Origin of the sequence: Cognatishimia activa (genome assembly GCF_026016445.1) — a bacterium.
Lineage (GTDB): Bacteria > Pseudomonadota > Alphaproteobacteria > Rhodobacterales > Rhodobacteraceae > Cognatishimia > Cognatishimia activa_B.
Genome location: NZ_CP096147.1, coordinates 3,045,854 through 3,070,065, shown reverse-complemented (window position 1 = coordinate 3,070,065; position 24,212 = coordinate 3,045,854). Strand labels below are relative to the sequence as shown.

The window sequence follows — 24,212 nt, the reverse complement described above, 5'->3', positions numbered from 1 at the left end:
GGCAGATTGGGCGACACCATGACATTCAAATCCGTTGTGAAACTGACGATTCTTGGCGTTGCGCTGGGTGCGCTTGTCTCTTGTGGCGGATTAAGGCGCGGAAGTGACGCCGATTCCTATGGCCAAGGCGGCTCTGGTGCTGATCCAACAAACCGAGCGATTCCAGTCCAAGAACGTGAAACGACGATTTGGGACATCTTTAGGAAGGACAACAGCGACGTCACCGTTAAGGTGAACAAGTATATCTGGGCGGCCTCGTTGGAAGTTCTGGATTTCCTCCCCGTCGAATCTGTAGATCCTTTCTCTGGTGTTATTGTCACGGGCTTTGGCACACCTCCGGGCGGTGGGCGCTCTTATCGCGCTACAATTCTAGTACGTGATCCGGCATTGGATGCACGCTCGCTTCACGTGGCTTTACAGACACGCGGGGGCCGGGCGGTATCTGACAGCACGGTTCGCGCAGTGGAAGACGCGATTCTCGCAAGGGCACGCCAGCTGCGCATTCGCGATGGCCGCTTCTAAGAAGATTTAAAGCTCGGTCCCGCCGGGCTTTTTCTTTGCGAGTTCTTCAATCCAAGCCAATTGCTTGGGAAGGCAAACTGTTTGCAAATCATATTCTGACAGTATGAGATCTCGCGCAGCCTGTCCGAGTCTTGTTCGAGCGGCCTCATCTTCCAAAAGGTCACTCACATTTCGAACCAAGGCATCGCGATCGAAGAAATCAACGAGCCGTCCTGTTTTGTTTTGCTCGATGACTTCTTTCACAGGTACCGTATCACTGGCGACAATTGCACCACCTACGCTCATTGTTTCAAGCAAGGACCAAGACAAGACAAACGGGTAAGTCAAATAGACATGAACCCGCGCAATTTGGAGCAGCGAAAGGAAACGATCGTATGGCAATTTCCCCACAAAGTGCACACGCTGCCAATCGGAGTCAGAAATCTCGCTCCTCACCTCATCTATGAAGATTTGTTTCCAAGTCTGCCCCTTTGGAGCTGCGGGCCCATAAGAATGGCTGTCGCCCCCGACAATCACAATTCGAGCGTTCGGTCGCGCTTTTAATAACATTGGAAGGGACCGCATAAACACGTGATATCCCCGGTAGGGTTCGAGGTTGCGATTCACAAAGGTCACAACCTCATCATCACGAGATAATGTTTGGGTTTCCGTAAGTTCAAATCTCGCTTCAGGATTGGGAGCAGCTTGATTGGTGTCGATGCCATCATGGATGACCGAAATGCGTTCTCGGAATTTTTCCGGGTAAGTGCTCGCTTGGTAGTGAGTTGGGCTGATCGCCATATCTCCAAGCGGATAATGAAGCGTATTGTTGAGATTCTTCAGCCTTAAACGAAGCGTATCAAGTGCTCCGGCCGGGTTCGGGAATTCTGGATCAAAACCAATGTCACCGGAATTCGACTGATAGAATAACTCATAATAAAGCCCGATCCTCGCTGATGGCCAGACATCTCGAAGAAACATCGGCTCACCCCACCCCGGATGAGCTACAATCACATCTGGTTGAAATCCCTGCGCTTTCAGTTTTTGTGCAGCCAGCATACACGCTTCAGCCCTGATCACTTTGGTATCAAGATCCTTGAGCCAAGGATGCGTACCGCTCCCTTGCGCTCGTTGAATAGCATAGGGCAGAATTTGCACGCCCTGCCATCTGGCGGGTTCTTTCACTCGCAGTGTCAGCGCAACACATTGGTGTCCTTGTCGTGCCAAGGCGGGCGCCAGATTTTTAAATTGTCCGGGAAAATTTTGATGAATGAAAAGGATGTTCATTGAGATTGGCCTGAAATCGGGTCTGAACCGTTATAGACACGTCTTAATTATGCTTGAAACTGCATTTTTTCCCACAAGCTCTGGACCAAAGCGCCGTCGAAGCCTATCACCTTCGCGACCAAGGCTCCGGGTCTATCTGAATTCCGGGCCATAGATAGCAAGATAAGGGTAAATCCGCATGACGCGCTACACCCCCGCAGAGATCGAAGCGAAGTGGCAGGCAGCTTGGGACAAGGCTGACACATTCAAAGCCGTGCGCGATGAGAGCAAGCCGAAATACTACGTGCTCGAGATGTTCCCCTACCCGTCCGGCAAGCTGCACATGGGCCACGTGCGCAACTACACTATGGGTGACGTGATCTCGCGCTATAAGATGTCCACTGGCCATAACGTACTGCACCCAATGGGCTTTGACGCGTTCGGCATGCCTGCGGAAAACGCGGCCATGGCCTCTGGTGGTCATCCGAAGGATTGGACTTATTCCAACATCGACACGATGGTTGAGCAGATGAGGCCTCTGGGCCTGTCGCTTGATTGGTCGCGCATGTTTGCGACTTGTGATGTTGAATACTACGGCCAGCAACAGGCCTTGTTCCTCGACATGCTCGAGAAAGGTCTCGTTTATCGTAAGAACGCTGTCGTGAACTGGGACCCGGTCGATATGACTGTTCTGGCGAACGAGCAGGTGGAAAACGGCCGCGGATGGCGCTCTGGTGCTTTGGTGGAACGCCGCGAGCTGACCCAATGGTTCTTTAAGATCTCTGACATGTCTGACGAGCTGCTGTCGGCTCTGGACACATTGGAAAACTGGCCAGCCAAAGTACGGCTGATGCAGGAAAACTGGATCGGTAAATCTCGCGGTCTGCAATTTGGCTTTGAACGCACAGACGGTAAAGCCCCGATCGATGTCTATACAACTCGTCCAGATACCTTGATGGGTGCGTCTTTTGTGGGCATCTCGCCAGATCACCCAATCGCCAAGCAGTTGGAAAAGGACAATCCAGAGGTCGCGGCTTTCGTAGCGGAATGCCGCAAAGGTGGCACCACCGAAGAAGCCATCGAGACCGGCGAAAAGCTCGGCTACGACACCGGCATTCGCGTCAAACACCCTCTGGATCCAAATTGGGAACTACCGGTCTGGATCGCGAACTTCATTCTGATGGACTACGGCACCGGCGCAATCTTCGCCTGCCCGGCCCATGATGATCGCGACTTTGAATTTGCGACCAAATACGACCTGCCGATCATTCCGGTCTTTGAGCCGGCCAATGGCGACGCCGTTGAAGGTGCCTATGTGCCGGGCAAAACCGACAAGGTGAACTACATCAAAGGCTTCAGCGCAGAAGGCGAGACCACAGGCGAAGAAGCCGTGAATGCAGCCGTAGACGCCGCCGAACAAGCCGGCTGGGGCGAAGGCGTGACTAAGTTCCGCCTGCGCGACTGGGGCCTGTCCCGCCAACGTTATTGGGGCTGTCCGATCCCGGTTGTCCATTGTGATGACTGTGGCGTGGTGCCTGAAAAGAAAGAGAACCTGCCGGTTGAACTGCCTTACGATGAAGACGGCAAAGCCATCGACTTCTCGGTACCTGGCAACCCATTGGACCGCCACCCAACATGGCGCGACTGCTCTTGCCCGAACTGCGGCAAGCCAGCGAAACGCGAAACCGACACCATGGACACCTTCGTGGATAGCTCCTGGTATTTTGCACGTTTCACAGCGCCGCGCGCGGAAACGCCAACCGACATGGCCGACGCAGAATACTGGATGAACGTCGACCAATACATCGGCGGCATCGAGCACGCGATTCTGCACCTGCTTTATTCCCGCTTCTTCGCCCGCGCGATGAACATCACAGGGCATCTGCCTGAGAAATCAAAAGAGCCGTTTGATGCGCTCTTTACCCAAGGCATGGTAACTCACGCGATCTATAAGAATGCAGAACGCACAGACGACAACGGCCGCGCGATCTACCACTACCCAAGCGAAGTCGAAGAACGCGAAGGCGGCACTTTCGTTAAGGAAACCGGTGAGAAAATCACCGTGATTCCGTCCGCGAAAATGTCCAAGTCCAAGAACAACGTTGTGGACCCGCTGGCGATCATCTCGTCTTACGGCGCTGATACAGCGCGTTGGTTTGTTCTGTCTGACAGCCCTCCAGAACGCGACGTAGAATGGACCGCGTCCGGCGCAGAGGCTGCACACAAACACCTGAACCGCGTTTGGAACCTGTGCGACAAGATCGGCGCGATGGACCCAGAAGCAAAGGGCCAAGGCGACGAAGATCTGCTGCGCGAAATGCACAAAGCAATCCGCGATGTGACTTTGGGCGTGGAAAGCTTTGGCTTTAACGCAGCCATCGCGAAGCTCTATGGCTTCACTGCAACGTTGAACAAATCCAAAGCGGGTGCTGCAGCACAAAAGCAAGCGATCATGACGCTCGCGCAATTGATGTCCCCTATGACACCGCACCTCGCGGAAGACATCTGGGCGCACCAAGGTGGCGAAGGTCTGATTGTGGACGCGCCGTGGCCAGTGGCGGACGAAGCGATGTTGGTTGAAGCCAACGTCACGCTGCCAATTCAGATCAACGGCAAACGCCGTGCGGAAATTAGCGTTCCGAAGGATATGCCGAAGGAAGAGGTTGAAAAACTGGCGCTGTCCCACGAAGCTGTGGTCAGAGCGCTGGATGGGGCCCAGCCAAAGAAGTTGATCGTTGTCCCCGGTCGGATTGTGAATGTCGTCATTTAATCGCCGCTCTTTCTTATTGATGGCCGCAGGCCTGCCGCTTGTGGCGGGCTGCAGCTTTGAACCGGTCTATGGACCGGACAGCGCAGCCACCCGGCTGCGCAGCGCCATTCTGGTGGATGAACCCAGCAATGAAGATCAGTTCGAGTTGGTTCGCCAGCTGGAGCATCGTCTGGGAGTAGCGGACAATGCCCGCTTCGGACTTTCGGTTGCCCTGGACATTAACGAGGCTGGCGTCGCCTTGACGACAGACAACCGCACCACACGTAAAGAAGTGATCGGTGCCGGGACCTATGCTTTACGCGATCTGAGCAGCAAAGAAGTTTTGCTGTCAGGCAAAGTCGACAGTTTCACTGGCTATTCAACCACAGGCTCTACTGTGTCCGAACTCGCTGCACGCCGTGACGCGCGCCGACGCCTGATGATCATCTTGGCGGACCGCATCACAACCGAGATCATCGCCAAAGCAGACACCCTGCCCGTATGAAGCTGAACGCCCGCGATGCCAGCCGCTACTTCGGCAAACCGGATCCGGATAAAACCGGGTTATTGATCTACGGCCCGGATGCGATGCGCGTGGCGCTAAAACGCCAAGAAGTCATCGCTGCGCTCATTGGCCCGCAGGGCGAAGAAGAAATGCGCCTGACGCGCATTCCGGGTGGCGATCTACGAAAAGACCCCGCGCAATTGGTGGATGCCATCAAATCGGTGTCCTTCTTCCCCGGTCCACGCGTGGCTTTCGTGGAAGACGCGACCGACACTGCGGCGCCTGCGATTCTGGCGGCGCTGGAAGACTGGGCACCCGGGGATGCTCAGATTATCGTCACAGCAGGGCAACTCAAAGCCTCGTCCAAAATCCGCAAAGCCTTCGAGGGCCACAACAACGCCTATGCCGTCGGCATCTACAACGACCCGCCAAGCCGGGAAGAGATCGAAGCAGAACTTGCCAAAGCAGGTTTGAATGAGATCGATCGCGAGGCGATGACAGACCTGTTCAACCTGTCAAAAGAGCTTGATCCGGGCGACTTCCGACAGACGGTGGAAAAACTCGCGCTTTATAAGCACTGTGATCCATCACCAGCAACTTCAGATGACGTGGCCGCCTGCGCGCCAACCTCAACCGAAGCTGCGCTTGATGATGTATTGAACATTGTCGCAGAGGGTCGCGCTCAGGAAATCGGGCCGGTGATGTCAAAACTGCATGCCCAAGGCACGCAGCCCGTTGGCCTTTGCATCGGCGCAACCCGTCACTTTCGCGCTCTTTATACGGCTGCCTCCGATCCCGGCGGAGCCTCGCAAGGCATTTCTCGTATGCGCCCCCCCATCTTCGGACCCAGACGCGACCGTATGGTTCGCCAAGCTTCTGGCTGGGGCGCACCGAAGTTGGAACAGGCCCTGACGATCCTGACGGATACCGATCTGCAACTGCGCAGTGCAGGCCAAAACGCACCCGCGATGGCTCTGGTCGAGCGCGCGCTTCTACGCCTTGCAATGCTCGCGCGGCGCTGACGGATCGGTAATTCGCTTACCCGCTAGGTAATTGAGAACATTCCCTGCAATGCGCCACTCTTGCAGCAATTCTGCAAGAGGAGACATCCATGTCTGACCAATCCACCGCGCGCAAAGCCCTGCTCGCCAATGCATCTTTTTCGGTTCTGACGGGCATCGCCTGTATTGCCGCCGCTGGGCCATTTGCCAAGCTTATGCTAAACGCTCCTCCAGACTGGATGCCACTGGTCTTGCGCCTACTTGGCATCGGCCTTTTGAGCTTTGCTCTGATCGTTGCCAGCATCGCAATGAACCACCGAGTTTCTCGGTTTTGGACGTTGCAGGTTGTCCAGGCAGACCTTGGCTGGATTGCAGGCACCGCAGCTTTAACATGGTTTTATGGCACGCACTTCACCATCTCAGGACTTGTAATCTTATGGGCCGTGGCAGGTTTCGTAGCAATGTTTGCAATAGGCCAATACCGCGGTGCGAAGGGCATCAAACCTGCCATAACCGACGTTTCATTCTCGACGCAGGACGGCACTCTGGTCGCGACCACACGGCGCAAGGTCAAAGCTCCTAAAGACGTGGTGTGGAAGATCATAAACGATCATCCAGCTTATGCGGATGTAGCTGACAATATTTCGAAGGTCGAAGTCATCGAAGGCGATTCCCTGGGCATGCAGCGGCGCTGCTACGGACCGGATGGCGAGAATTGGACTGAGACCTGCGATCTTTATGAGGAAGGCCGTATTTACGGGTTCAACGTCCACACTGAAGCCGAGGGCTACCCGTATCCTTTCGACACGGTGCAAGGCCGATGGTCGGTCGACACTAAAGGAATCGAGAGTGAATTTTTGATCGAGATTTTTGTGAAGGCCAAAGGCAATGCTTTCGCGCGTATGATGTTCAACAAAATCGCCCCATATAAGTTCAGCGGATTGCTGGAACGCCTTGGAGATCGTTGGGCCGAGCGCATGGAAAGCACAACTTAGGCGTACTTAGCGCGCCAACCACTCGGCGGCACGCTGGCCCGCCCACAGGCCTGTTGCAAGGCAGGCCGTCAACAAATAACCCCCTGTGGGGGCCTCCCAATCCAGCATCTCGCCAGCAGCGAAAACGCCGGGTTGGGATTTGACCATCAACGTCTCGTCTAATGCCTCAAATGACAGTCCACCCGCCGTGGAAATCGCTTGATCCATCGGCCGAGAGCCCTTCAAATTGATCGGCAAAGATTTAACTGCGGGTGCAATATCCTCTGGTAGTGGTCGCCCGAATTCCATCAACAGCGCCTGCTTGACAGGACCTAACTTAAGCTGCTTGCGCAGATGGTTAGCAAAGCTGTTTTTACCACGCGCAACACCCATACGCCTGCGTATGTCGGCTTCACTCTGGTCTGGCAAAAGATCAATCCAAAGCTCGTTTCCCTCCCGGATATAACGCGATAACGCGTAGATGCCCCCGCCTTCTATCCCGGTCTCCGAGATCACAAATTCACCGCGGCTTTTGTGCGCCCCCGCAATCAAGCAAACACCTTTCACAGGTTGTCCGAAGTGTTTTTCCATATGAGCGGACCAGGAAATTTCAAAGCCCATATTCGCCGGTTTGATTGGTGAAATTGGAAGATCGACAATGTCGGCCCAAGCACCATCTGACCCAAGTCGGGCCCAGCTAGACCCTCCGCAGGCCAGCACGATCACATCTGCAGTCAAAGTGACCTTGCCATCAGGTGTCTCAAAGACATATCCATCATCCATCGCAATCCAGCGATGACGGGTTTTGATTTCAACACCTTGGCCCGACAGCTTAGTCAGCCAGTTTCGAAGCAGCGGAGACGCCTTCATCGCCTTGGGAAAAACGCGCCCCGTTGATCCCCTGAACATCTCCTGCTGATGGGCTTCAGCCCAAGCCACTGCTTCCTTAGGACCAAAGGTAGAGATCATAGGGCGGAGCGCTTCTTTAGCTTCCTCAAAGGCGTTCAGAAATTCCTCTAGCGGCTCGTCCTTCGTTAGGTTTAACCCCGATTTCCCGGCCATCAGAAATTTGCGCGCAACGCTCGGTTTCGCTTCTGCAACGGTCACTTTATGGCCAGCCAATGACAGAGCATCTGCCGCCATTAACCCTGCCGGACCGGCTCCAATGATCAGCGCAGTCTTCATTTTGCGATGTCTGGTATTTGGCCTTTGAACTCGACCACACGGTGTGGGTATGGGATTTCTATGCCATTGTCTTTCAGCGCGTTCCAAACGGCGAACAGCACTTTTGGTGTGAACTTGTTTTTGCCATCATCAATACCGTTTACCCAGAACTCAACTGCGAAATCTATGCCGGAGTCACCAAACCCGCGTAGTTCACAATCGGGACCATCTGGATCATCGAGCACAAATTCAAGTTTGGCGACGGCAGCTTCGATGATCTCAGGCACTTTGTTGATGTCCGTGTCATAACTGACTGAGAAAGGTGCCTCATAGCGGTTGGCCGACCCACTGTCAGAGAAGTTCACTACGCGAGTGGTAATGAAATCCTCATTCGGCACCACAATCCATCGGCCATCGAAGGTCTCAAGAATGGCTGCGCGGGCAGTCATTTTCACAATGGTGCCAGCCTCGCCGCCATCAAGTTCTACATAATCGCCAACTGTTGCCTGCCCTTCCAGAAGTAGGATCACGCCGGAGATAAAGTTACTGGCAATCTTTTGCAGGCCAAAACCGAGACCAACACCAATAGCACCCCCAAGCACTGCAAGGGATGTTAGAGAGATGCCCATGATGTTCATCAGCAGCAGGAACGCGATGCCGAAAATAGCGATCTCGCTGGCCTTAAGAGCCAATTCGCGCATCGCTGGGCGCATCTCTGATTGGTTTTTGATGAATGCGGTCGACTGTGTATTCGACCAGCGACCGAGCCAGAATATCACCCCGCCAACAATCGCAAACCTTGCGAGGAACAGGAGTGAGAAGCTCAGATTGCCCAGTGGGATCACCGTCGAATCCAGCTTCGCCATGACTGGCCCCAACAATCCAAGCGCATAGATACCAGCCAATGGTATGAGCAGATACTTCCCAAGCACTTTCATAAATGGATCTTGGATCACCTCTTTGACCAAGATACGCACCGCAAGGAAAAGAAAGACACGCTTACCAAAAGCGATGACGGCCCCGGACCCAAAAACGCTGCGGGTGATGTTTTCACCAACACCAGTCAGGGCAAACGCTAAGAGCGGCAGGAGCAGCGGGACAAACTGCAGCACAAATCGGCGCGCTTTCGCAAAAACCGAGTTGTTTTCAGCTTCAGGTGTTAACAGCTTGGTCAGAATGGGTCGCAAACGTCGACTGATCCACAGCGCGACTAAAAACGCAGCGACGAGCAGCGCAAACTGTGACCAAGCCGCAGGGCTCAGCACCCATTCTTTGGCAATCGCTAGACCCTGATCCCAATAAGACAGCGCTTGGACAAGGATTTCCGGTTGTTGATCCACCGATAGATTTTCCACTGCGCAACCCCTTTGACTTTTACCCAACCTGTCGCATTCTCTTGCCCAATCCCTCGCGAAAGCTCAAGAAAAACGATGCAAGATCCGATCTGCCCATTGTGTTTGCGCCCCATTCCTGCGGATGCAAAACAAAGCCACCATCACCTGATCCCCCGGCTGAAGGGCGGAAAAGGTGGTCCAACAGTCTTGCTCCATCAGATTTGCCACAATGAGATACACGCCACTTTCACGGAAACGGAACTGGCACGGGAATTCAATACGATAGAGGCACTGCGATCCCATGAACGCATCGCCAAATTCATCGCATGGATAACCAAACGCCCGGCGACATTTCACTCACGAACACCCGGGCCAAGACGCAAGCGGTGAACTTACTGACAGAGAGACTTGATGCCCTGCGCAATTTCAGTTGAGGCGGCTAGTGTATCTCCGGCTATCGCACGCGCGGTGGACATCAAGTCATCCGGTTCAACAACCCGGTCTATCAAACCGAATTGCAGAGCTTCATCTGCCAAAATCTTTTGACCGCCCATCAAAATCAGTTTCGTCCGTGATGGACCAATGAGTGCTGTCATGCGCTTTGGGTCTGAAGGTTGCGGCAGAAAGCCGAGCTTCATGACCGGATAAAAGAACTTGGCTGTAGGCACGGCGATGCGAAGATCGCAAGCCAACGCGAGACCATTTGCGCCACCGGCCAGAGTGCCATTCAAAGCAGCGATTGTAAGGCAAGGAAGTTGGGCTACAGCAGAGGACAGACGCTCCCAAACCGGGCTTGTGGCAAGCCCAGCGCGAGCTTCATCCAGATCAGCCCCTGCGCTAAAAACTTTACCGGCACCGGTAAAGATTATCACCTTGGCCGATCCTGCGCTTTCGGCAATGTCCGCAAGCTCGGTCAGCATAGCTTCGGTGAGAGAGTTGGCCTTCTCTGGACGATTGATGGTGACGATCCAAAGCCCGTTGTCTTCTTTGCAGAGTTGAATCACACCAGCCCCACTTTCTGACGAATCTCATTGTCACGGAGTGAGATTTCCTCTCCACACCAAGGATCGGCCTCAGAACCACACATCCACAAGAGCGCTTTTGCAGGCCATTCTGGGGGAACATGCTCATCCCACCCCCTCTGAGAGGCTGGGTTAATGCCGCTATCTTTCACAATCACCTGCATGTCGGTGGCCACGGATCCGGGCGCCAAACTCATAGCGCGAATGCCCTGGGCTGAGGTTTCATTGTGAACTGTTCGTGTCAACATCAGTGCTGCTGCTTTCGACGCTGAATAGGCGCTCCAACCTTCGTAAGGTGTTCGAGCTGCGCCGGACCCAATTGTTAAGATTGTTCCACCGTCGTTTTCAATCATGACCGGCAGCGTGGCGCGCATTGCGTTGAAGACACCTTTGACATTTACATCTATCAAGTGTCCCCAGTCTTCAGGATCCGCTTCTGACAAATGTGCGATGGGTTCAATTAATCCAGCGCAATTGATCAGTACATCGATTTGGCCGAAGGTTGCGACACAAGCATCCACGGCCTTTTGCACCTCCCAGAAACGACTGACATCGCAGGGGATGGCCATGGCTTGGGAACCAACTTCCTTTGTGAGATCTGCAATTGCGTCTTCGGTTCTTGCCAACAAAGCGACGTTTGCGCCTGCATCGGCAAAAACCCGCGCGGCAGAGGCACCGATCCCGCGGCTCGCACCTGTGATTAAGACTGTTTTGCCCCGCATATTCGCCATGACACCCTCCATCGGATGAGATTTTGGCCATTCGTAGCCCTGGTATCTCAATTGGTCCACCCCTGCCCCTTGACCCCAGCGACTAGAGTCCCGAAGTTGATAGAGAATTTCATTTGGGAAGGGTTCGTGATGTCACGTTGGACTCAATTAAGTGGGGCCACCGCGCTGGCCGGCATTTTTGCAGCTTCAGCCGTTCAGGCTGATGTAACTGGTCAAGAAGTTTGGTCAGATTGGAAATCCTACATGGAGGACTTCGGCTACTCCGTCGAAGGTACCGAAAGTCGATCTGGCGATACTCTCACTATCTCCGATCTGACAATGTCCTTCGATATCCCTCAGGACGAGGGTAACGTGGTGATGACAATGCCCGAACTCACCTTCACCGATCAAGGTGACGGTACCGTTCTTGTCGGCATGCCGCAGAAGTCCTCCTTTAAAATCGACGCAGAATCTCCTGAAGGGGACGCCGTCGCAATTGATGTCGCCATCGACATGACTGGCATGTCCACCGTTGTGTCCGGTGAGCCTAATGACATGACCTACAGCTACACCGCAGCGTCCCTGGTCGTCGAACTGGCAGATTTTGAAGTCGTCGGCGAAGATGCACCAGATGATCTGCAGTTTGTAATGACCATGGATAATCTGATTGGCCAGTCTTCGATGAAGATTGGGGACATGCGCGAGATCGAGCAAAACATGTCTGCGGCCGGTGTCACATATGAAGTACGCATTGTGGATTCCTCAGAAGATGCCAATGTCGTCATTACAGGCGCTGTTGATGGCCTGAGCTTTGAAGGTGGTGGGCTTGTTCCAATTGGTATCGATATGGAAGACCCCGAAGCCTTATTTGAAGCTGGATTTGCGATGGATGGTTCCTTCCGTCAAAACGGTTCTGAATTCCAACTGACCGCGGTCGAAGATGATCAACCCGTGAACGTTGATATGACCTCTGGAGGAAGCGAAGTCGAAGTTGCGTTTTCTAGCGAGGGTATCGGTTACCTCGGTTCAGGAAGCGACCTGTCGATCAACCTAGTGGGGGGCGACGTTCCTTTCCCCATTGCCTTCACACTGGAGGAAATCGGTTACGAGTTTGAAATGCCTCTGGCCGCTTCTGAAGAGGAACAGGACTTTGCGCTTGGCCTGACTTTCGGAGGTCTGTCTGTTCCAGAAATGCTTTGGAACATCTTTGATCCTTCTGCAATTCTACCTCGTGATCCAGCCACTTTGAGCTTCACTTTGGACGGCAAGACCCGCATATTCACCAGCCTGTTGGATCCATCCATTGAAGACAGCGATGAGTTCCCCGGCGAACTGACCGCCCTGACACTTTCCGATTTCGTTGTTGAAATCGCAGGCGCAGAGCTCACAGGCGAAGGTGACTTCACATTTGACAATACCGACATGGATAGCTTTGACGGCATGCCACGCCCATTGGGCGCTGCTGAATTCCGTCTGCTGGGTGGCAACGGTCTGCTCGATAAACTCATCCAGATGGGCTTTGTCGGCGAAGACGACGCCATGGGCGCCCGTATGATGATGGGTATCTTTGCAACCCCAGGCCCATCCGAGGATGAGTTGAATTCTCGCATCGAGGTCAATGAATCCGGCCATGTTCTGGCAAACGGACAACGCATCAAATAACAGTCACTAACATCTGAAAGGGACCGCTTGTCGCAAACAGGCGGTCCTTTTTCTTTGCTACGGGCTGCACCTCTTGCTTTGACCGCGCCTGAGGTCTACCTCAATAGCAACGAATTTGCGGAGGCAGGATGACAACCAATCTTGAAGATCTGACCAATCAACTGCTTGAGGCCGCGCAAAAAGCGGGGGCCGATGCCGCGGATGCAATGGCTCTCAAGGGCACATCGGTTTCCATCGACGTTCGACAAGGTAAGCTGGAGCACGCAGAGCGGTCAGAGGCCGTCGACATCGGGCTGCGCGTCCTTGTTGGCCAACGCCAGGCAAATGTTTCTGCATCAGATACTAAACCTGAAACAATTCGAGTGATGGCTGAACGCGCCATCGCCATGGCGAAAGAAGCTCCGGAAGATCCTTACATAGGTCTCGCAAGCTCTGATCAAATCGCAACCGCCTGGGATTTAGATGCGCTTGAGTTATGCGATCCAACCGCAGAACCTGATCCATCTGATCTGCAGTCAGATGCCGCAGAAGCCGAAGCAGCTGCACTCGCGATTGAGGGAATCTCTCAAGTTCAGTCAGCCTCTGCGGGCTATGGGCAAACAGAGGTGCAGCTCGCTGCAAGCAATGGGTTCTCAGGACACTATGCACGGTCTGATCGCGGCACATCCTGTGTTGCCATTGCGGGCACCGGTGCTGCAATGGAGCGAGACTATGATGGAGACGGGCGGATATTTCAGGCTGATCTGCGCTCCCCAGAAGATATCGGGCAATCTGCCGCTCATCGTGCGCTTGCGCGACTGAATGCAAAACAGCCACCAACAGGGGCTTTCCCTGTGCTGTTTGATGAACGTATTTCAAGCTCTCTCATCGGGCACTTGCTGGGCGCATCCAACGGGGCGGCCATTGCAAGGGGCTCTTCATGGTTGCTCAACGCGCTTGGCGAAGATGTTCTGCCCAAGGGAATTTCCCTCATTGAAGATCCGCATCGCCCGCGTGTCTCGGGATCACGTCCGTTTGACGCCGAAGGCCTCGCAACAAAAAAACGCGCCATCGTTGATAATGGCACTTTGTCTGGCTGGACCCTAGACCTTGCGAATGCGCGAAAGCTGGGATTGGAAAGCACTGCCAATGCCGCACGCGGCGTAGGCGGCCCGCCTTCACCAAGCACGTGGAATGTTGCGCTGACGCAGGGTGAAAAGAGCCGCGATGATCTTATTCGTGAAATGGGCACCGGCCTTCTGGTGACGTCATTGATTGGTTCGACGATCAATCCGAATACAGGTGACTATTCTCGCGGCGCCGCAGGGCTTTGGATCGAAAACGGTGAAATCACACATGCCGTAAATGAGTGCACCATCGCAGGAAATTTGCGCGACATGCTAAAAAGCATAGTTCCCGCAAATGACGCCCGTACTTATCTGTCACGGATCGTCCCTTCCTTGCTTGTCGAAGGGATGACACTTGCAGGGCAGTGATCTCCAAGCCGATCTCGATTTGCTGATTGATGCCGCCCGTGAATCTGGGCGCATCGCATCGGGTTATGCCAATGCGAATCCGGAAGTCTGGAATAAACCTGACGGCGCGGGTCCGGTCACCGAAGCGGATCTGGCGGTAAACCGGATGTTGGAAGCGGAGCTCCAAGCAGCGCGCCACGACTATGGCTGGTTGAGTGAAGAAACACCGCCAAATAATGAGCGAATTAATCGCGACCGTACATTCATCATCGATCCTATCGACGGCACGCGCAGCTTTATCGAAGGCAGCAACACTTGGGCCCATTCACTTGCAATAGCTGAAAAAGGTCGGATCGTAGCGGGTGTTGTCTTTCTGCCTTTGCGCAACAAGCTCTATACGGCTGCGTATGGATTGGGCGCGACCTTAAATGCGACACCCATTTCACCCAGCTATGCTTCGAACCTAGATGCTTCTGAAATCTTGGCCGCTAAACCAACAATGGACGCCAAACATTGGAAGAATGTTCCCAAGTTCAATCGCAGCCACCGCCCTTCTTTGGCGTATCGCCTATCACTCGTTGCGGATGGATCGTTTGATGGAATGCTGACCCTGCGCCCTACTTGGGAATGGGATGTTGCAGCGGGGACCATCATCCTCGAGGAAGCAGGAGCAACAGTTTCCGATAAGTCAGGAAACCCTCTGCGTTACAACAACCAAGACCCAAGGCTCGCTGGAGTCGTGGCAGGAAATGCCAAACTTCACGAGCAAGTTACGCAGGCTCTGCGTTAGATCGCACGCGCGTAAGTCTCGACAAAATTCCGTAGGATAAGTTCTGGCGCATACACGTCCGCAGCGCGGCACATTTCGATCAACTCGTCAGCCGCCTCAGGATCGAAATAGCCATTGTGTTTGTAAATGCCGATCCGAAATTCAAACCCATCAGCATCTGCTTCCGGATGGAATTGCGTGGCGTAGACGTTTGAACCAAACCGCACCATCTGAAAGGGGCAGGTTGGTGCAGAGACCAAATGTGTGCAGCCTTCCGGCAAACGCTGCATCGCTTCCTTGTGACCCACAAAGGCTTCAAACCGATCGGGCACACCCGACAACAAAGGATCGGTCTTGCCGTCTTCGGTGAGGCTACAATCTGCTGTCCCAACAGGTTCAGAATAGTTGTCTTTGTTGACGACTTTTCCGAGGTGATGTCCAAGAACTCCGATGCCATAGCAACAGCCCAAAAACGGGTAGTCTCGTTCCGTCACCTCAGGCATCAAAGACAGAATGGCGGATTCAATCCGGGCTTCGATCTCTGTTTTATCTTCAGGGGCATCGCTAACGCATCCCGGACCGCCGCCAACAATGATGCCGGAGTAGCTGTCCAAATTGAGATCGTCTGGAAGGTCTTCCTGATTAAGTTGCACCCGATGGGTCGCCTCGCGAGACAGTCCTGATTTCGTCAAAATAGCCTCGAACTCATTGTCGCTGGCTTCTGGCTCGGGGCGCAATTGCAAGATCAGGAAAGGCTTCATAAAGACACTCTTATAATTTGGTTCAAATCTGGTGCCCGATCCCATCGCGAAGGTCAACCAGCCTAGGTTAGCCCTTGTGGCTCCTGAAGTGAGCAAATAGTTTGAAATCAAAAGCGGCCTTGAGCCGCATCACCCGAGACGCCATGGCACCTTCGCTTTCTCTGACAACCTATCTGACGCTCGCACGTCGCGAGGCCCTTTCATGGGACGCGGGGACCCTGGTGCGTCCGGAAGGGACTTTGTTATGGCTGCACTGCGCTGATCCAGACCGCATTCATGTGCTTGCTCAACTGGGATACCGACTGGCCGCACAGCGCGGGGAAACGCGGGTGTTGATCACATTGGCACCTAACTGTGCCCCCCCTAAAGAGCTTCCCGAAGATGTGATTTTCTGCCCAGCGCCCTCCGAAAACCCGGCAGATGTCGAAAAGTTTCTGAAGTTCTGGAAGCCTGAGGCACTGATTTGCTCTGGGCCTTGGCTGCGCCCTGCTCTCATTCACGGGGCTCACAAGGCAAATATGCCCATGGTATTGGTGGATGCAGGCGAACTTGGCGTCGAACACAAAAGCTGGCTATGGCTCCCAGATTCGCTGCGCGCCACGCTGCAGATGTTCACCTGCATCTATGCAATAAATGCTGCAAGCGCTTACCGCTTAAGACGCATGCTGGGCCTGGATGCGCCGATTGAAGACAGCGGTCCGTTGCTGGAAGAGAGCCCAGCACTCACATGTTCTGACACTGATTTGGAGGACCTCGGCGAGGTATTACGTGGCCGCCCAGTTTGGCTTGCCGCGCGCGTTCAGGTTGAAGAGCTCGCTCCCGTTTTGGCAGCGCATAAGTTTAGTATGCGGCTTTCGCCCCGAATGCTCCTGATCATCGTTCCAGACAATCCTCAGGATGCTGGCGCTGTGCTGAATGATTGTGAAGAAGGTGGCTGGCGTGTGAGCCTTTGGGACAACGGCGAAATGCCAGATGAGAAAACCCAAATCTTGCTCGCTGAAAACCCGCGAGAACTCGGCCTTTTTTATCGCATTGCCCCGATGAGCTTCATCGGAAGTTCTTTGGTGTCAGGAAAAGGCGGTCGCAATCCCTATGAACCCGCGGCCTTAGGATCTGCAATCCTTTACGGTCCCGGTGTGCGTCTGCATTTGGAAGCCTACTCACGTCTGGCCAAGGCCGGGGCTGCGCGCATTGTAAAGGACGCAGATTCTCTTTCCGCTGCGGTGGCAAGCCTCATGGCTCCAGACAAAGTCGCTAAAATGGTGCATGCAGGTTGGGAAATCGTATCTGAAGGGGCCATGGTGGCTGATCGCATTATCGATCGTGTGAATGACGCCATGGACCAGAGAGAGGCAAGCTGATGCGCCCACTATCCTTTTGGAATAACGCGGCTGAAAAGCCGGGGTGGCAAGCGCGGCTACTGGCCCCCATCGGCGCGCTCTATGCATCGGCGACAGCGAAACGTCTGAAAAAACCAGCACGCTTTACAGCTGATGTTCCCGTCCTTTGTATCGGAAACATCAATGCCGGAGGCACGGGCAAAACCCCCACAACAATTGCGCTTCTGCAACGGTTACAAACCAGAGGTATCGATGCCCATGTCGTGACACGCGGCTATGGAGGTTCGATCGAGGGGCCGATCCAAGTTGATGAGCGCGAACACAAAGCAAGCGAAACCGGAGATGAACCTCTGCTCCTCGCAGCCTTTGGACCCACCTGGGTCGCCAAAGATCGCGCCGAAGGAGCCAAGGCGGCTCAGCAAGCCGGAGCAGAGATCATATTGATGGATGACGGGTTTCAGAACCCGGATCTTACCAAAGACGCCTCTATCGTAGTTGTAGACGCGCGCCGCGGCTTCGGAAACGGACGTTGCATTCCGGCAGGGCCACTCAGAGAACCGGTAGACGTTGGATTGAAGCGCGCTGGTCTAGTTCTGTCTATCGGGGGGGAGAGCGCACAGGCTCAGTTCTCAAATGCCTGGGGTGCCAAAATCGCCTCCCCACATGCCAAAGGGCAGTTGAAACCCTTGGAAACGGGCATGGACTGGACGGGTACTTCTTTCCTCGCCTTTGCCGGGATTGGCTATCCTGAGAAATTCTTCAATACATTGCGCGGACTGGGTGCAACCCTGCTTCAAACCCATGCTTTAGACGATCACCAACCGCTCACCACAAGCCTCTTGGCGCGTTTGGATGCGGATGCAAATCGTCTTGGGGCGCAATTGGTGACAACCGAGAAAGACGCGGTGAGACTACCGAGAGATTATCGCTATCGTGTCCTGACGCTGCCGGTTCGGCTGGAGCTTCAGGACTGGTCAGAGATTGACTCCCTGCTAGATCGCCTACTGGCAAAAAAGAACGCCCCCTGACTTCAGAGGGCGTTTCATCAGAAGCTTGCGTCGGGTCTTACAGCAGACCGTCCAACACGCTTTTCATATCAGAATAAGACATGTTGCTGTATTTGGTGCCATTGATGACGAATGATGGCGTACCGGACACATCGTCTTTAGCCGCGTTGGTCTGATACCAAGCCACCAAGGTCTTTGCGTATTCTTCATCCTGCAGGCAAGACTGCAGCTCTGCATCCTGCAAGCCAGCCAAGCGGCCAATTTTTCGAATGGCGTCAGCAATCGCCACTGGGTCGCCAGCACGAGCCCAGTCAGATTGGCTCTTCATCAAGAGGTCTGTCAGACCAAAGAAGCGTTCCTGCCCACCGCAGCGCGCGATCATCGAAGCCCAAAGGCCGTAGCGATCAAAGTAAACTTCACGGAAAACAAACTTCACTTTACCGGTATCAATGTAGTCAGCTTTGAGCTGCGGATATGTGTTTTCATGGAAGGTCGCACAGTGCGGGCAAGTGAAGGACGCATATTCGATCATGGTGATCGGCGCATTGGCATCTCCAAGAACCATTTCTTGAATGCCAGAGGTATCAAGATCAGATTCAGTTGGTGTCTCCACCGAAGTTTGCGCCACAGCTGGCTCACTTGTCTGGGCAAGATAATATGCCCCGCCCGCAATGACGACGAGGCCCGCGACGATGATTGGGATCAAACGGTTCATTACGATTTTTCCTTAGGTTTTTGATTTTGATAAGACGTTAGAGGCCAGCTGTTCAAGCGCATCACGCAATCCTGTGTCTTGCACAGGTGCTGCCATCTCATGGGCCTCGCGTTTCACTTCTGCACTTGGTTCCGGTTTGATCTGCTTGGGTTCTGGTGCAAACCGCGCCTGACCCTCCGAAAACCCAGTAGGCGCTGTCTGTGTGATCCGCATCCGGGTAATGGCGTTATAACCATAGGCGCTGTTCACACGCTGACGCAGTTGCTCTTTCTGCATTTCTAGCATCGGAGCCTGCGCACCCGTTGTCAGCAAGGTAAGCGTCGCACCAAATCCCTGCCGGCCGTACTTAATATCGACTGGTTTGCAGATCGCCGCGGTTTCTTGCCCTACAATTTCCGACCAGTGGGTCAATACCTTGGTCACGGCAAAACCACGCGTTTCACCTGCCTTGCGAATACGATCACGCAGCAGGGTAGACGTCCTTTGAAAGCCTTTGTAGGAGGATTTGCGCATCAGAGGCTTGCATCCTTTCATTCAACGCTATTTTAAAGCGCAACGCCGCCATGACCAGAGCCAGTTTGTAACAGAGGATATAACAGTTGCGTGACCAGCCGAAAGCCGCTGATTTGCTGGAATGGTATGATCATCATGCCCGCAAGATGCCATGGCGTATTGGCCCCGATGATCGCAAACGTGGTGTTACACCGGACCCGTACCGGGTCTGGCTTTCTGAAATCATGCTGCAACAGACTACAGTAGCCGCAGTCAAAGATTACTTTCTGCGCTTCACATCTCGTTGGCCAACAGTGAACGATCTCGCCGCAGCCAAAGATGCCGATGTGATGGGAGAATGGGCAGGCTTGGGCTACTACGCCCGTGCACGAAACCTGTTGAAATGCGCGCGCGTCATTGCAAATGACTTCGACGGAGTTTTCCCAACCAGCTATGAGGCGCTGCTGAAATTGCCGGGTATCGGCCCTTATACAGCAGGGGCAGTCAGTGCGATTGCCTTTGATCAGCCCTCCACCGTTGTGGATGGAAACGTAGAGCGTGTCATGGCCCGGATATTTGACGTGCATACACCGCTTCCCGCGTCAAAACCCGAACTGACAAACTACGCCGAAAACCTTACTCCCCAACAACGACCAGGGGACTATGCTCAGGCTGTTATGGATCTCGGCGCAACCATTTGCTCTCCGAAAAACCCGGCCTGCGGAATTTGCCCTTGGCGCTCCCCTTGCACTGCGAGGAAGAACGGCACTGCCGCTGAACTGCCCAAAAAGACACCTAAGAAACCAAAACCCACAAGATTTGGAACCGTCTATGTTGCACGACGCGTGGACGGAGCTTTTCTATTGGAACGTCGCCCCGACAAAGGATTGCTGGGCGGTATGCTCGGCTGGCCAGGCTCAGATTGGCAAGAAACTGAAGTACCCGATCACAAGCAACCCATTCGCGCAGAATGGAAGACGCTGAACACAGAGGCCAGACACACGTTCACGCATTTCCATTTGCGACTGACTGTGAAAACCGCGTTGGTGCCGATGGATCGCTCGCCAAAGTCTGGCGATTTTCTTGACCCTGCCGACTTTCGGGCCAGCGATTTGCCAACTGTGATGCGAAAAGCATTTGACTTGACGTTAATCAAGGCAGGCGATTGATCCGCTCTCTATTGCACAGCAATATGTGCTCAAACGTGCCAGGTCGAGCAGATCGGAGCCGCCATGACAAAAACCAGTTCGAAAGCCTCCCTGTCGCAGGCACTCCCATTTTGGCTGCCTATGATCTTGCCTCCTTTGGTCTGGCTTAGTGCATTTCTGGGCGGCTGGTGGGTCATCGCAGTTCCGCTGGCAACTTGGTATCTGTTTTCCATTCTGGATGCCGCCACGGGTCTTAATCTTGAGAATCTAGATCCCAACACGCCAGACGATGAATTGATTTGGCACCGAATGGTGACAATCATCTGGGCTCCTGTCCAATTTATTACCCTGTTCGGAGTGATGAACTATGCGCTGAACGCCCCGCATCTTGGCACGCTTGAGACCATCGTTCTTTTCTTTGGCGTCGGCGTTATGACCGGTACGGTCGGCATAAATTTCAGCCATGAGCTGATGCATCAACGAAACAACTTCGAGCGTTGGTTGGGGGACATTTTGCTCAGTATGGTGCTCTATTCCCACTTCCGCAGCGAGCATCTCTTGGTGCACCACCGCTATGTAGCGACCCCACGCGATCCTGTCACAGCACGCTATAACGAAGGCTTCCACCGCTTTTTTCCGCGGGTCTTGCGCCAATCATTGATCAGCTCCTTTGAAGCTGAAAAAGCCTTGCTTGCCCGCAAAGACCAGCATTGGCTTCACCGCAAAAACCCGTTTTTGCGCTACTGGGTGCTGCAGGCGCTGATGCTCTGCATCGCTTTTGCCGTCGGCAGCTGGGCTGGCTTGGGCCTTTTCCTTCTGCAGGCAGGCGTCGCCATCTGGCAGTTGGAACTTGTGAACTACGTCGAACACTACGGTTTGACACGTGAGCATTTGGGAGACGGAAAATATGAGCACGTGAAGCCACACCACAGCTGGAACGCGGCGCACAAAGCGTCAAACTGGTTGCTCATCAACCTGCAAAGGCACTCTGATCACCACTTCAAGCCGGACCGGCGCTTTCCGCTTTTGCAGAATTATGACACCGAAGATGCGCCGCAACTGCCCTATGGCTACCCGATCATGACGATGGCGGCGATGGTGCCGCCGATTTGGCGGCGAGTGATGAACCCCAAAGTCCGTGCATGGCGCAAACAATACTATCCAGGCATCACAGATTGGCTACCTTACAAAAACGCAACCAATCCCCTGCCACGCTAGTCTTTCAAGCTTTTCAGAACATCCGCTACAGCCTCAAAGGACCGTATTCTCGCACCTGCGTCGTAAATCATGCCGGTTACAATCAACTCATCAGGTTCGAACATCTCAATCATCTGCGAAAACCGAGTTCGCAGAGTTTCTTTAGTACCGATAGCCGAAAACGCCAGATGATCTGCCAGAACTGATTGTAACCGGGGCGAAACGAGCATCTCTACATCTTTCACTGGCCGTGGAAGCGGGTGAGATATACCAGAACGTAGGTTTGCAACCGCCATCATATGAGATGACCGCAGGAATTCAGCTTCTGCAAGGCTGTCGGCTGCCCACACCGCCGTGCCGATCATCACGTAGGGTTTGTCGAGATAGGGTGAAGGCTGGAACTGAGAGCGATAAATCTGAAGGGCTTGTTCCAACATCGCCGGCGCAAAATGGGAGGCAAACGCGTAGGGTAGGCCCAATTGCGCCGCCAATTGTGCGCCGTAGAGGCTGGAACCCAATATCCAAATCGGAACATGAGTGCCGACACCAGGATAGGCTCGCACTCGATCTTCTGGTTTCGGGTCCCCGAAATAGCTCAGCAATTCGAGCACATCTTGAGGGAAGTTATCAGCCGTTTCCATATGCCGGCGAAGAGCACGGGCAGTTGCCATATCCGTGCCCGGCGCCCGACCTAGCCCCAAATCAACGCGACCCGGATAAAGCGACGCGAGCGTCCCAAATTGCTCTGCAATCACCAAAGGCGAATGGTTGGGTAACATGATCCCACCGGCCCCGATACGGATCGTTGAGGTCGCCCCTGCGACGTGACCAATCATGACGGCTGTAGCGGCGCTGGCGATACCCGGAGCATTGTGGTGTTCCGCAAGCCAAAAGCGGTGGTAGCCACTATTTTCTGCCGATCGGGCCAATGCGGCTGTTGCGCGGACTGCTTCGGACGCTGTTTCCCCTTCACAGATTGGCGAAAGATCAAGAATTGAAAAATTCTGCAAGTGACACTCCATGTCGTGTTAGCGCAGCTTTTCCCAATCTAGGAGAGTAATTTCAAGGTCTGGTCCACCCAAAATTCAACCAATTTATAATTGGAATTCATTTTGGGCCAGTACAGAAAAAACCCTGCCTAATCGGCAGGGCAAGTTGTGGTGCCTTGTGTAAGTCAGTCCACAGGCACCGGCGGTACCTCGGTCAATGGTCAGGGCGGTTTCGCCCTGCCAAGGTTTTCCTGTGATCTGACGGCTAGTTCGGTCGCGCCATTTCCTCGCGGATTTCCTGACGCAGAAGGTCAATCGGAACCTTCTTTCCTTCTTTCTTGTAGGTCCAGTAGGTCCAGCCGTTGCAGCTTGGGGCGCCTTCATAGGCTGCGCCGACCTGGTGGATAGAGCCTTTAACGTCTTTGCCAACGAGCGTGCCGTCGGCGCGCACTTTCGCTTTGTAACGTCCGTTCATCGAGGTCAGTTCTTCGCCAGGACGCAGCATGCCGCGCTCGACGAGCTGACCAAAAGGGACACGCGGTTGCGCCCTTTTGGATGTGGAAACTTCCAGAGCTTCCTTGTCGTATTTCTTGACGGATTTGATGCGTGCACCGGCCACCTTGCGGTATTCTTCTTCACGCTCAATGCCGATGAAGTTCCGACCCAACATCTTCGCGACAGCACCTGTGGTGCCCGTACCAAAGAATGGGTCCAGAACCACATCACCCTCGTTGGTCGAACCAATCAGAACGCGATGCAAAAGGCTCTCTGGCTTTTGCGTCGGATGGGCTTTTTCGCCGTTTTCGTTCTTCAGGCGTTCATGACCGGTGCAGATCGGAAGCACCCAGTCCGAACGCATTTGCACGCCTTCGTTCAGCGCCTTCAGCGCTTCGTAGTTGAAGGTGTACTTGGAGCCTTCGGATTTGGACGCCCAAATCATGGTTTCATGCGCATTGGTGAAACGCTTGCCCCGGAAGTTCGGCATTGGGTTCGACTTGCGCCAAACAACGTCGTTCAAAATCCAGAAACCTTGGTTCTGCAATTCCGCGCCCATGCGGAAGACATTATGGTAGCTGCCGATCACCCAGATCGCGCCGGTTGGCTTCAGCAGACGACGCGCTGCGGCCAGCCATTCCTTGGTAAATTTGTCATAGGCTGCGAAGGACGAAAACTGATCCCACTCATCATCTACGGCATCCACTTTGGAATTGTCCGGACGGTGCAGGTCACCTTTGAGCTGCAAGTTGTAGGGAGGATCCGCAAAGATCAGGTCGACCGAGTTTTCTGGCAGACTGTTCATCACTTCGATGCAGTCACCATCAAGGATCGTGTTTAAAGGGAGCGCAGCCGCGCCCTTTTTCTTGGATTTCGTCATTTTACTGCCTCAGTAGCGTAGGCCGATTTTTCGGCTCAATTTTTAATAACCGGCACTTTTGTGCTCTTGGTTATCCA

Annotated in this window: 23 protein-coding genes; 13 read left to right on the top strand and 10 right to left on the bottom strand. The window is 54.0% G+C overall.

The annotated features are described in order from the left end of the window. The first annotated feature begins 18 nt into the window (after positions 1-18). Positions 19-522: a DUF3576 domain-containing protein gene (locus tag M0D42_RS15345; RefSeq protein WP_265019472.1), complete on the top strand. Its 504-nt coding sequence runs from the start codon at positions 19-21 to the stop codon at positions 520-522. A gap of 6 nt (positions 523-528) precedes the next feature. Here the strand turns inward: M0D42_RS15345 and M0D42_RS15340 are convergent, their stop codons facing one another. Continuing rightward, a complete protein-coding gene (locus M0D42_RS15340; RefSeq protein ID WP_265019471.1) occupies positions 529-1,788 on the bottom strand; it encodes a glycosyltransferase family 4 protein in 1,260 nt (419 codons plus the stop codon). A 178-nt stretch (positions 1,789-1,966) separates the two neighbouring features. Here M0D42_RS15340 and leuS point away from each other — a divergent pair, with 178 nt between their 5' ends. The 4 genes from leuS (at position 1,967) to M0D42_RS15320 (ending at position 7,017) form a co-directional block, all read left to right on the top strand. Beyond that, positions 1,967-4,537, top strand: coding sequence for a leucine--tRNA ligase (gene leuS, locus M0D42_RS15335; RefSeq protein WP_265019470.1), 2,571 nt, complete (start codon positions 1,967-1,969; stop codon positions 4,535-4,537). After that, positions 4,524-5,021 (top strand): LPS assembly lipoprotein LptE, encoded by a 498-nt coding sequence (gene lptE / locus M0D42_RS15330; protein WP_265019469.1) that lies wholly within the window; start codon positions 4,524-4,526, stop codon positions 5,019-5,021. The genes leuS and lptE overlap by 14 nt, the downstream gene beginning before the upstream one ends. Then, positions 5,018-6,043 (top strand): DNA polymerase III subunit delta, encoded by a 1,026-nt coding sequence (holA, locus tag M0D42_RS15325; RefSeq protein ID WP_265019468.1) that lies wholly within the window; start codon positions 5,018-5,020, stop codon positions 6,041-6,043. Before lptE ends, holA begins: the two co-directional genes overlap by 4 nt. An 89-nt stretch (positions 6,044-6,132) precedes the next feature. Beyond that, positions 6,133-7,017, top strand: a complete 885-nt coding sequence (locus tag M0D42_RS15320; protein WP_265019467.1) for an SRPBCC family protein — start codon at positions 6,133-6,135, stop codon at positions 7,015-7,017. A gap of 6 nt (positions 7,018-7,023) precedes the next feature. Here the strand turns inward: M0D42_RS15320 and M0D42_RS15315 are convergent, their stop codons facing one another. Both M0D42_RS15315 and M0D42_RS15310 read right to left on the bottom strand, forming a co-directional pair. Then, positions 7,024-8,181 (bottom strand): TIGR03862 family flavoprotein, encoded by a 1,158-nt coding sequence (locus M0D42_RS15315; protein ID WP_265019466.1) that lies wholly within the window; start codon positions 8,179-8,181, stop codon positions 7,024-7,026. Continuing rightward, positions 8,178-9,515 (bottom strand): mechanosensitive ion channel family protein, encoded by a 1,338-nt coding sequence (locus M0D42_RS15310; protein WP_419195948.1) that lies wholly within the window; start codon positions 9,513-9,515, stop codon positions 8,178-8,180. The genes M0D42_RS15315 and M0D42_RS15310 overlap by 4 nt, the downstream gene beginning before the upstream one ends. A 75-nt stretch (positions 9,516-9,590) precedes the next feature. Between M0D42_RS15310 and M0D42_RS15305 the strand changes: the two genes are divergently transcribed. Further along, positions 9,591-9,884, top strand: a complete 294-nt coding sequence (locus M0D42_RS15305; RefSeq protein WP_265019465.1) for an HNH endonuclease — start codon at positions 9,591-9,593, stop codon at positions 9,882-9,884. 2 nt (positions 9,885-9,886) lie between these two features. Here M0D42_RS15305 and M0D42_RS15300 read toward each other — a convergent pair whose 3' ends face one another. After that, positions 9,887-10,498, bottom strand: coding sequence for an enoyl-CoA hydratase/isomerase family protein (locus M0D42_RS15300; RefSeq protein WP_265019464.1), 612 nt, complete (start codon positions 10,496-10,498; stop codon positions 9,887-9,889). Next, positions 10,495-11,259, bottom strand: a complete 765-nt coding sequence (locus tag M0D42_RS15295) for an SDR family oxidoreductase (RefSeq protein ID WP_419195973.1) — start codon at positions 11,257-11,259, stop codon at positions 10,495-10,497. Before M0D42_RS15295 ends, M0D42_RS15300 begins: the two co-directional genes overlap by 4 nt. 117 nt (positions 11,260-11,376) lie before the next feature. On the opposite strand from M0D42_RS15295, the gene M0D42_RS15290 reads away from it, so the two are divergent. From M0D42_RS15290 to M0D42_RS15280, 3 genes are all read left to right on the top strand, one after another. Next, positions 11,377-12,888, top strand: a complete 1,512-nt coding sequence (locus M0D42_RS15290) for a DUF2125 domain-containing protein (protein ID WP_265019463.1) — start codon at positions 11,377-11,379, stop codon at positions 12,886-12,888. Between the two features lie 128 nt (positions 12,889-13,016). Beyond that, a complete protein-coding gene (locus M0D42_RS15285) occupies positions 13,017-14,363 on the top strand; it encodes a TldD/PmbA family protein (RefSeq protein ID WP_265019462.1) in 1,347 nt (448 codons plus the stop codon). After that, entirely contained in the window at positions 14,350-15,132 is a 783-nt protein-coding gene (locus M0D42_RS15280) for a 3'(2'),5'-bisphosphate nucleotidase CysQ (protein ID WP_265019461.1), read from the top strand. The genes M0D42_RS15285 and M0D42_RS15280 overlap by 14 nt, the downstream gene beginning before the upstream one ends. Here M0D42_RS15280 and M0D42_RS15275 read toward each other — a convergent pair. Then, complete coding sequence (locus tag M0D42_RS15275) at positions 15,129-15,872, bottom strand: glutamine amidotransferase (protein ID WP_265019460.1); 744 nt, start codon at positions 15,870-15,872, stop codon at positions 15,129-15,131. The genes M0D42_RS15280 and M0D42_RS15275 overlap by 4 nt on opposite strands. A gap of 119 nt (positions 15,873-15,991) precedes the next feature. Here M0D42_RS15275 and M0D42_RS15270 point away from each other — a divergent pair, with 119 nt between their 5' ends. After that, on the top strand, positions 15,992-17,233 hold the full coding sequence (locus M0D42_RS15270) for a 3-deoxy-D-manno-octulosonic acid transferase (protein ID WP_265019459.1): 1,242 nt from the start codon (positions 15,992-15,994) through the stop codon (positions 17,231-17,233). Further along, complete coding sequence (gene lpxK, locus M0D42_RS15265; protein ID WP_265019458.1) at positions 17,233-18,240, top strand: tetraacyldisaccharide 4'-kinase; 1,008 nt, start codon at positions 17,233-17,235, stop codon at positions 18,238-18,240. Before M0D42_RS15270 ends, lpxK begins: the two co-directional genes overlap by 1 nt. 37 nt (positions 18,241-18,277) lie before the next feature. On the opposite strand, the gene M0D42_RS15260 is transcribed toward lpxK, so the two are convergent. Beyond that, entirely contained in the window at positions 18,278-18,934 is a 657-nt protein-coding gene (locus M0D42_RS15260) for a DsbA family protein (RefSeq protein ID WP_265019457.1), read from the bottom strand. 12 nt (positions 18,935-18,946) lie between these two features. Further along, positions 18,947-19,447 carry a DUF721 domain-containing protein gene (locus M0D42_RS15255; RefSeq protein ID WP_265019456.1) on the bottom strand — a complete coding sequence of 167 codons (501 nt, stop codon included), beginning with the start codon at positions 19,445-19,447 and terminating at the stop codon, positions 18,947-18,949. Between the two features lie 86 nt (positions 19,448-19,533). Between M0D42_RS15255 and mutY the strand changes: the two genes are divergently transcribed. Both mutY and M0D42_RS15245 read left to right on the top strand, forming a co-directional pair. Then, positions 19,534-20,595 carry an A/G-specific adenine glycosylase gene (gene mutY / locus M0D42_RS15250; RefSeq protein ID WP_265019455.1) on the top strand — a complete coding sequence of 354 codons (1,062 nt, stop codon included), beginning with the start codon at positions 19,534-19,536 and terminating at the stop codon, positions 20,593-20,595. A gap of 63 nt (positions 20,596-20,658) precedes the next feature. Continuing rightward, positions 20,659-21,792 (top strand): alkane 1-monooxygenase, encoded by a 1,134-nt coding sequence (locus M0D42_RS15245; protein WP_265019454.1) that lies wholly within the window; start codon positions 20,659-20,661, stop codon positions 21,790-21,792. Here the strand turns inward: M0D42_RS15245 and M0D42_RS15240 are convergent. Both M0D42_RS15240 and M0D42_RS15235 read right to left on the bottom strand, forming a co-directional pair. Continuing rightward, on the bottom strand, positions 21,789-22,781 hold the full coding sequence (locus M0D42_RS15240) for an LLM class flavin-dependent oxidoreductase (RefSeq protein WP_265019453.1): 993 nt from the start codon (positions 22,779-22,781) through the stop codon (positions 21,789-21,791). The two genes, M0D42_RS15245 and M0D42_RS15240, sit on opposite strands and share 4 nt — an antisense overlap. Before the next feature lie 244 nt (positions 22,782-23,025). After that, on the bottom strand, positions 23,026-24,135 hold the full coding sequence (locus M0D42_RS15235) for a site-specific DNA-methyltransferase (protein ID WP_265019452.1): 1,110 nt from the start codon (positions 24,133-24,135) through the stop codon (positions 23,026-23,028). Between the last annotated feature and the right edge of the window lie 77 nt (positions 24,136-24,212).